Genomic DNA, 8,681 nt, shown 5'->3' with positions numbered 1-8,681 from the left:
CGCCCCCCCGCCGCCCCGCCCCCCACCCCCCCCCCCCCCCCCCCGGGGGGCCGGCGGGGCCGGCGGGCCCCCCGGCCCCCCCCGCTGTGCGATTCCCTCACCTGATGGAGTGAAGTGATCGAGGAGAAGAGTCCTGGATCTTCCCGCTCTGTCCATCCTTGGGCACGCGGCCGAAACGGTTCGCTGACAAGGAGAGTTCACCGGTGGAGAAGCAGGAAGGGCCGAGCACCCCGGCGGGGCGCATCGACGACCCCTGGTACGACGCGCTCGCCTCCGGCTGGGGAGAGCAGGGTGCCCCAGCCAGCCCCGAGGCCGAGGCCGCCGGTCCGCCGGGACAGGTCCCGCGCCAGGCTCAGGCCCTCACCGCCGCGGACATCTATCTGGAGGTGCAGCGCAGCCCCGCCTTCCGGGAAGTCCGCGCCCGCTACCGGCGGTTCGTCATCCCGGCGACCGGCGCGTTCCTGGCCTGGTACCTCGCGTACGTCGTCGTGGCCACCGTCGCACCGGAGTTCATGGGCCGGCCGGTCGCCGGGGCGGTGAACGTGGCGATGCTCGCCGGGCTCGCCCAGTTCCTCAGCACCTTCCTGCTGACCTGGGCGTACGCCCGGCACGCCCGCCTGCGCAGGGACCCGGCGGCGCTCGAACTGCGCTGGACCGTGTACGAACAGAACCGGGGCCAGGAGCCGACCCGGGGGACGACCCGGTGAGCGGCGAGCACCAGACCCTCGCGCTGATCCTGTTCAGCGCGTTCGTCGCGGTCACCCTGGCGATCACCACCTGGGTGAGCCGCCACCGGCACGGCTCGGCGGAGGAGTTCTACGCCGGCGGCCGGCTGTTCTCGCCCATGGAGAACGGGTTCGCCATCGCCGGCGACTACATGTCCGCCGCGTCCTTCCTCGGCATCTCCGGGCTGATCGCCCTCTTCGGCTACGACGGCATGCTCTACTCGGTCGGCTTCCTCGTCGCCTGGCTCGTGGTGCTGCTCCTCGTCGCCGAACTCGTCCGCAACTGCGGCCGGTTCACCCTCGCCGACGTCGTCGCCGCCCGCATGGCCGAACGGCCCGTCCGCATCGCCGCCGGCGCGTCGTCCGTCACCGTCTCCTTGCTCTACCTCGTGGCGCAGATGGTCGGCGCGGGCAGCCTCGTCGCGCTGCTGCTCGGCGGGACCGGCGCCGCCGCCCGCAACTGGGCCGTGATCGGCGTCGGTGCGCTGATGGTGATCTACGTGTCGCTCGGCGGGATGCGCGCCACGACCTGGATCCAGATCGTCAAGGCCGTGCTGCTCATGGCCGGTTCGGTGACCCTCACCGTGCTCGTCCTGGTGCGCTTCCACGGCGACTTCGGCCTGATGCTCAGCACCGCCGCCGAACGCAGCGGCCACGGCACGGACTTCCTCGCGCCCGGACTGCGCTACGGCGGAGACTGGACCGCACGCTTCGACTTCATCAGCCTCGGTCTGGCCCTTGTGCTCGGCACCGCCGGACTGCCGCACATCTTGTCCCGCTTCTACACCGTGCCGACCGCGGCGGCGGCCCGGCGCTCGGTCGTCTGGTCGATCGGTCTCATCGGCGGCTTCTACCTGATGACGATCGTCCTCGGGTTCGGCGCCGCCGCGATCATCGGCCCGCAGGCCGTCCGCGCCTCCAACGCCGCCGGCAACACCGCCGTGCCGCTGCTCGCCCTCGACCTGGGCGGCGGCGCGGGCTCCACGGGCGGCACGGTGCTGTTCGCGGTCGTCGCCGCCATCGCCTTCGCCACGATCCTCGCCGTCGTCGCCGGCATCACCCTGGCCTCGTCCGCCTCCGTAGCCCACGACCTGTACGCCTCGCTGCGCAGCCGCCGCGCCGGGGCGAAGCCGTACAGCGAGGTCGCCGTCGCCCGGGCCGCAGCGGCCGGGATCGGCGTGGCGGCGATCGGACTCGGGCTGCTCGCCCGCGACCTGAACGTGGCGTTCCTCGTCGGCGTCGCCTTTGCGGTGGCCGCCTCGGCAAACCTTCCGGTACTGCTGTACTCGCTGTTCTGGAGGAAGTTCACCACCCGCGGCGCGGTCTGGTCGGTGTACGGCGGACTCGTCCCGGCGGTCCTGCTGGTGCTGCTCTCTCCGGTGGTCTCCGGCAGCCCCGAGGCCCTGTTCCCCGGCGTCGACTTCCACGTCTTCCCGCTGCAGAACCCCGGCCTGGTCTCCATCCCGCTGGGCTTCCTGGCCGGCTGGATCGGCACCGTCACCTCACCCGAGGCCCCCGACGCGGCCAAGCACGCCGAGACGGAGGTCCGGGCGCTCACCGGGGCGGGCGCGGTGTGACGTGCGCGGGGCGCGGAGTCAGGGGGAGGAGACCCAGACGTACCGGTGCTCCGGCCGGCCCGTCTCCCCGTACTTGAGCGACAGCCGCACCCGGCCGGAGCGCTCAAGGAGCTTGAGATAGCGCTGGGCGGTCTGCCGGCTCACCCCCGCCCGCTCGGCGATGTCCTGCGTGGACAGCGACCCGTCGGCCGACAGCAGCACCTGCCGGACCAGTTCGGCGGTGGTGGGGGAGTGGCCCTTGGGGAGTTCGGGAGCAGCCGAACCGGCCGACAGCGCCCCGAAGATCCGGTCGACCTCGGCCTGCTCCGCCTCGCCACCGCCATCCAGGGTGCGGCGCAGCCCCGCGTACGCCTCCAGCTTGGCCCGGAGGCCGGCGAAGGCGAACGGTTTGACCAGGTACTGCAGCGCGCCGTGGCGCATGGCCGCCTGGACGGTGGCGACGTCACGGGCCGCCGTCACCATGATCACGTCGGCCTGGCGGCCGTGCCGGCGCATGTCGCGGACCACCGCGAGACCGTTGCCGTCCGGCAGGTAGTGGTCGAGCAGCACCAGGTCGACCGGAGTGTCGTCGAGGCGGGCCAGCGCCTCGGCTGCCGAATGGGCGGTGCCGGCGACATGGAAGCCGGGAACCTTGCCGACGTACGCCGCGTTGATCTGCGCGACGCGCACATCGTCGTCCACGACCAGCACCTCGATCACCGGGACTCCTCCGTGACCAGGGCGGACCCAGCGAACCCAGCGGACCCCGGGAGCGGAGCGCCCGCGGGCGGATCCGTGAGGGCCTCCGGCAGGACGACGGTGAACTCGGCCCCGCCGTCCGCCGCCGCGCCGACCCGTGCGCCGCCGCCCTGCCGCTCCGCGAGCCGGCGCACCAGCGGCAGCCCCAGGCCGCGCTTGCCGTGGGACGGCAGGTCCTTGGTCGTCCAGCCCTCCGTGAAGATCAGCTCCCGGCGGTCGTCCGGGACGCCGGCCCCGCTGTCGGTCACCCGCAGCACCGCCGTACGGCCCTCGGCGTGCAGCGCCACCTCGATCCAGGCGTCCGGTGCGCCGGCGGCCGCGTCCAGAGCGTTGTCGACGAGATTGCCGACCACGGTGACCAGCTCGCGCGGGTCGACGACACGGTCCGGCAGCAGGCTGTCCGGGGCCATCCGCAGCGAGACGCCCCGCTCGGCGGCCACGGTGGCCTTGCCGACCAGCAGCGCGGCCACCAGCGGGTCGTGGACCTTCTCGGTGACCTGCTCGGCGGTGGCCCGATGCACGCCGACAACCTCGGTGACGAATTCGACCGCCTCGTCGTGCATCTCCAGTTCCAGCAGCCCGAGGAGGGTGTGCAGCCGGTTGGCGTGCTCGTGGTCCTGGGCGCGCAGGGCGTCGATCAGACCGCGCGTCGAGTCCAGTTCACGGCCGAGCCGCTCCAGCTCGGTACGGTCGCGCAGGGTCGCTACGGCGCCGCCGTCGTCCGTGGGCATCCGGTTGGCGACGAGCACGCGGTGCCCGCGCACCGTCACCAGGTCCTCGCCGGTGACCCGGCCGCTCAGCACGTCCGTGGTCCGGCCCTCGCCCAGCACCTCCTCCAGCGGCCGCCCGGCCGCCTCGGGGCCGACGCCGAGGAGGCGCTGCGCCTCGTCGTTGATGAGCCGGACCCGGCCGCTCCTGTCGAGCGCGACGACGCCCTCGCGGATGCCGTGCAGCATCGCCTCGCGCTCGGCGAGCAGCGCGGCGATGTCGGAGAACGCCAGGTCGCGGGTCTGCCGCTGGAGGCGGCGGGAGATCAGGTACGCGGCGAGCGCGCCGGCCGCGAGGGCGCCCCCGGCGTACGCCAGCAGGCCGGGGATCGCGGCGAGCAGCCGGTCGCGCACGCTGTCGTACTCGATGCCGACGGAGACCGCGCCGACGATCCGGCCGCCGTCGTCCCGCAGCGGGGCCTTGCCGCGGGCCGAGCGGCCCAGGGTGCCGCTGTCGATCTCCATCACCTCGCGGCCCGCGAGGGCGGCGCTGGGGTCGGTCGAGACGCGCCGGCCGATCTGCGCGGGGTCGGTGTGCGACCAGCGGATGCCGCGGGTGTCCATGACAACCACGTACTCGGCCCCCGTGGCCCGCCGGATCCGCTCGGCCTCGGACTGCACCGGCCCGTCCGCGCGGGGCGGCGTACGAACGAGGTCGGCGGCCAGCCGCGGGGTCCCGGTCGTCTCGGCGATGGCCAGCGCCCGGCGCATGGCCTGGTCGTCCAGCTGGGCGGAGAGCGGGGCCAGGAACAGCCCGGTGGCCAGCACGGTCACACCGGTGGCGACGGCCAGCTGCATCAGCAGGACCTGCGAGAACATCCGCCGCGGCCAGCCCAGCCGACGCCGCCGGACGGGGCGCGGCGGGGCGGCGACAGAGGGCGAGGTCATGAGAGGAACGGTAAGGGCCCGGGAAGCGGGACCGGAAATCCCGCGACGGCCCGCCCGCCGGGCATGCGACGCGGGCCGGCCCGTCCGTGCGGCGCCTCACGGCGCGGCGGTCTGCCCCCCCCTCGCGGCCGGGCCCGCGCCGGTCTGCCCGCCGCCCGGCACGCCCCGCCGGCCGTGCGACGCGTGCGCGCCCGTCCGTGCGACGGCTCACGGCGCGCGGTCCGCCCGCCTACCGGCACGCCCCGGGCGGCGGTCCGCCCGCCTACCGGCACGCCCCGGGCGGCGGTCCGCCCGCCTCGCGGCCCGCCCCGCGCGCCGGTCTGCCCGTCTCCCGGCTCGCCCCGACCTATCCTGGTGGGCCGGTCCCGGGCCTGGTGCGGCGGCCGGTGGACCGCAGCAGACACCGAAAGGCGCAGCTCTTGGGCACGCAGCAGATTCCCGTCGTCGTCCTCGCGGGATTCCTCGGCTCCGGCAAGACCACCCTGCTCAACCATCTGCTGCGCAGCGCCCGCGGAACCCGCATCGGGGTCATGGTCAACGACTTCGGCGACATCGGGATCGACGCGATGACCGTGGCCGGGCAGGTCGGCTCCACGGTGTCCCTCGGCAACGGGTGCCTGTGCTGCGCCGTCGACGCGAGCGAGCTGGACGAGTACCTGGAGGTGCTGACCCGGCCCGAGCTCGGGCTCGATGTGATCGTGATCGAGGCCAGCGGGCTCGCCGAGCCGCAGGAGCTGGTGCGGATGGTGCTGGCCAGCGAGAACGCGAGGATCGTCTACGGCGGCCTGGTGCAGGTCGTGGACGCGGCCGAGTTCGACGCCACCCGCGAGCGCCACCCGGAGAGCGACCGGCATCTCGCCCTCGCCGACCTCGTCGTCGTCAACAAGGCCGACCGCGTCGCCGAGCCGGACCTCGCCGCCGTGCGCGAGAGCGCCGGCCGACTCGCGGAGCGGGCCGCGGTGGTCACCGCCGCGCACGGGCGGGTCGACCCCGAACTGCTCTTCGACCGCGTCGTCCCGGAGGGCGAGATCGAGGGCCAGATGTCCATCGAGGACATCCTGTACGGCGACGAGGACGCCCACGCCCACCCGCACGCCGCCTACGAGACCGTCTCCCACGCCTCGGACGTCCCGCTGCACCCGCGCAGGCTGATGGCGTTCCTGGACTCCCGCCCCGAGGGCCTCTACCGCATCAAGGGCTTCGTCGACTTCGGCGCCGCCGACCCGGCCAACCGCTACGCGGTCCACGCCGTCGGCCGCTTCCTGCGCTTCTACCCCGAGCCCTGGCCGGCCGGCGGGGAACGCCTCACCCAGCTCGTCCTCATCGGCGCGGCCGTCGACGCCCCCGCCCTCCGCAAGAACCTGGCCGCCTGCGAGCAGAACGGCCCGCAGGACACCCCGGACGACCAGTCCATGTGGGGTGTCCTGCGCTACGTCCAGCACTCGGAGGAGGAACCCTCCGAGTCGGCCGACTAGCTCGCCGGGCCCGCGAGGACCGCGACCGGCTTCGCCAGGGGCGTGCCCGAGCCGTCGCGGCGCGGGTCCGGCTCCGGCAGCTCGGACGGGGTGCCGTTCTGCTGGGCCGCCAGGGCCGGAGTCGCACCGGCCCAGGCCAGGACCAGGACGTCCTCGCCCTTCAGGAAGCGCTGGCAGCGCACGCCGCCGGTCGCGCGGCCCTTGCGCGGGTACTGGTCGAACGGCGTCAGCTTCGCCGACGTACCGGCCGTGGCGTCCAGGCTGCCCGTCGCGCCGGCCACCGTGAAGACCACCGCGTCCGCCGCCGGGTCCACCGCACTGAACGAGAGGACCTCCGCGCCCGCGCTCAGCTTGATGCCCGCCATGCCGCCCGCCGGACGTCCCTGCGGCCGCACCTGCGCGGCCTGGAAGCGCAGCAGCTGCGCGTCGGACGTGATGAAGACCAGGTCCTCCTCGCCGGTGCGCAGTTCGGTCCCGCCGACGATCCGGTCACCGTCCTTGAGGGCGATGACCTCCAGCTCGTCCTTGTTCGCCGGATAGTCCGGCACCACGCGCTTCACCACGCCCTGCGCCGTGCCGAGCGCCAGGCCCGGCGAGGACTCGTCGAGCGTGGTCAGGCAGACCACCGTCTCGTCCTCCTCCAGGGACAGGAACTCCGTCAGCGCCGCACCGCCCGCGAGGTTCGGCGCGGCCGCCGTGTCCGGCAGCTGCGGCAGGTCGATCACCGCCAGCCGCAGCAGCCGCCCGGACGAGGTCACCGCGCCCACGTCACCGCGCTGCGTCGCCGCCACCGCCGAGACGATCACGTCGTGCTTGGCCCGCTTGCCGTCCTCCACGGCCGGCAGCTCCGCCGTCGCCGTGCGGGCCAGCAGGCCGGTCGACGACAGCAGCACCCGGCACGGGTCGTCCGCGACCTGCAGCGACACCGCCGCGGCCGGAGCGCCCGCCGACTCCAGCAGGACCGTGCGCCGCTCCGTGCCGAACTTCTTCGCCACCGCGGCCAGTTCCGCCGAGACCAGCTTGCGCAGCTCCGCGTCCGACTCCAGGATCTTCGTCAGCTCGTCGATCTCGGCCGTGAGCCGGTCCCGCTCGGACTCCAGTTCCAGGCGGTCGAACTTGGTGAGCCGGCGCAGCGGGGTGTCCAGGATGTACTGCGTCTGGATCTCGCTCAGCGAGAAGCGCTCCATCAGGCGCTCCTTCGCCTGCGCCGAGTTGTCGCTCTCCCGGATCAGCCGGATGACCTCGTCGATGTCGAGCAGGGCCACCAGCAGACCCTCGACCAGGTGCAGCCGGTCGCGCTTCTTGCCGCGGCGGAACTCCGAGCGCCGCCGGACCACGTCGAAGCGGTGGTCCAGATAGACCTCCAGCAGCTCCTTCAGACCCAGCGTCAGCGGCTGGCCGTCGACAAGGGCCACGTTGTTGATGCCGAAGGACTCCTCCATGGGCGTCAGCTTGTACAGCTGCTCCAGGACCGCCTCCGGCACGAAGCCGTTCTTGACCTCGATGACCAGCCGCAGCCCGTGGGCGCGGTCGGTGAGGTCCTTGACGTCGGCGATGCCCTGGAGCTTCTTCGAGCCGACCAGGTCCTTGATCTTGGAGATGACCTTCTCGGGGCCGACCGTGAACGGCAGCTCGGTGACCACGATGCCCTTGCGGCGCGCCGTCACGTTCTCGATCGAGGTCGTCGCCCGGATCTTGAAGGTGCCGCGGCCCGACTCGTAGGCGTCCTTGATGCCGTTCAGGCCGACGATCCGGCCGCCGGTCGGCAGGTCGGGGCCGGGCACGAAGCGCATCAGCGCCTCGAGGTCCGCGTGCGGGTGCCGGATCAGGTGCCGGGCGGCGGCGATCACCTCGCCCAGGTTGTGCGGCGGCATGTTGGTCGCCATGCCGACCGCGATGCCCGAGGCGCCGTTGACCAGCAGGTTCGGGTACGCCGCGGGAAGCGCGACCGGCTCCTGCTCCTGGCCGTCGTAGTTGGGCGTGAAGTCGACGGTGTCCTCGTCGATCGAGTCCGTCATCAGCAGCGCGGCGGCCGCCATCTTGGACTCGGTGTACCGCATCGCGGCCGGCGGGTCGTCGTTGCCGAGCGAGCCGAAGTTGCCGTGACCGTCGACCAGGGGCAGCCGCATGGAGAACGGCTGCGCCATGCGCACCAGCGCGTCGTAGATCGACGCGTCGCCGTGCGGGTGGAGCTTGCCCATGACCTCGCCGACGACGCGGGCGCACTTCACATAGCCGCGCTCGGGCCGCAGCCCCATCTCGGACATCTGGTAGACGATGCGGCGCTGCACCGGCTTCATGCCGTCGCGGGCGTCGGGCAGGGCGCGCGAGTAGATCACCGAGTACGCGTACTCGAGGAAGGAGCCCTGCATCTCGTCGACGACGTCGATGTCGAGGATCCTCTCCTCGAACGCGTCGTCCGGCGGCGGTGTCTTCGTGCTGCGGCGGGCCATCGCGGCTGCGGCTCCTTCACCAACAAGGTTGATCTGACGCGGACCATTGTGGACCGTC

Annotated in this window: 6 protein-coding genes; 3 read left to right on the top strand and 3 right to left on the bottom strand. The window is 73.3% G+C overall.

Going from position 1 to position 8,681, the window contains the following annotated elements:
* Positions 1–203: 203 nt before the first annotated feature.
* The gene (locus ACGFMM_RS28090) at positions 204–707 is read left to right on the top strand and encodes a DUF485 domain-containing protein (protein WP_393649248.1); all 504 of its coding nucleotides are present in this window, start codon (positions 204–206) and stop codon (positions 705–707) included.
* Positions 704–2,302 carry a cation acetate symporter gene (locus ACGFMM_RS28085; protein ID WP_393649247.1) on the top strand — a complete coding sequence of 533 codons (1,599 nt, stop codon included), beginning with the start codon at positions 704–706 and terminating at the stop codon, positions 2,300–2,302. The genes ACGFMM_RS28090 and ACGFMM_RS28085 overlap by 4 nt, the downstream gene beginning before the upstream one ends.
* Before the next feature lie 18 nt (positions 2,303–2,320).
* Here the strand turns inward: ACGFMM_RS28085 and ACGFMM_RS28080 are convergent, their stop codons facing one another.
* Positions 2,321–3,001: a response regulator gene (locus tag ACGFMM_RS28080; protein ID WP_393649246.1), complete on the bottom strand. Its 681-nt coding sequence runs from the start codon at positions 2,999–3,001 to the stop codon at positions 2,321–2,323.
* Positions 2,998–4,695 carry an ATP-binding protein gene (locus tag ACGFMM_RS28075; RefSeq protein WP_393649245.1) on the bottom strand — a complete coding sequence of 566 codons (1,698 nt, stop codon included), beginning with the start codon at positions 4,693–4,695 and terminating at the stop codon, positions 2,998–3,000. Before ACGFMM_RS28075 ends, ACGFMM_RS28080 begins: the two co-directional genes overlap by 4 nt.
* Before the next feature lie 419 nt (positions 4,696–5,114).
* Between ACGFMM_RS28075 and ACGFMM_RS28070 the strand changes: the two genes are divergently transcribed.
* The gene (locus tag ACGFMM_RS28070) at positions 5,115–6,170 is read left to right on the top strand and encodes a CobW family GTP-binding protein (protein WP_393649328.1); all 1,056 of its coding nucleotides are present in this window, start codon (positions 5,115–5,117) and stop codon (positions 6,168–6,170) included.
* Here ACGFMM_RS28070 and ACGFMM_RS28065 read toward each other — a convergent pair.
* Entirely contained in the window at positions 6,167–8,623 is a 2,457-nt protein-coding gene (locus ACGFMM_RS28065; RefSeq protein ID WP_393649244.1) for a DNA topoisomerase (ATP-hydrolyzing) subunit A, read from the bottom strand. The genes ACGFMM_RS28070 and ACGFMM_RS28065 overlap by 4 nt on opposite strands.
* Positions 8,624–8,681: the final 58 nt, after the last annotated feature.

The organism is Streptomyces sp. NPDC048604 (genome assembly GCF_043199435.1).
Lineage (GTDB): Bacteria > Actinomycetota > Actinomycetes > Streptomycetales > Streptomycetaceae > Streptomyces.
The sequence above is the reverse complement of the archived record's forward strand: the minus strand, read 5'-3'. Positions and strand labels throughout refer to the sequence as shown.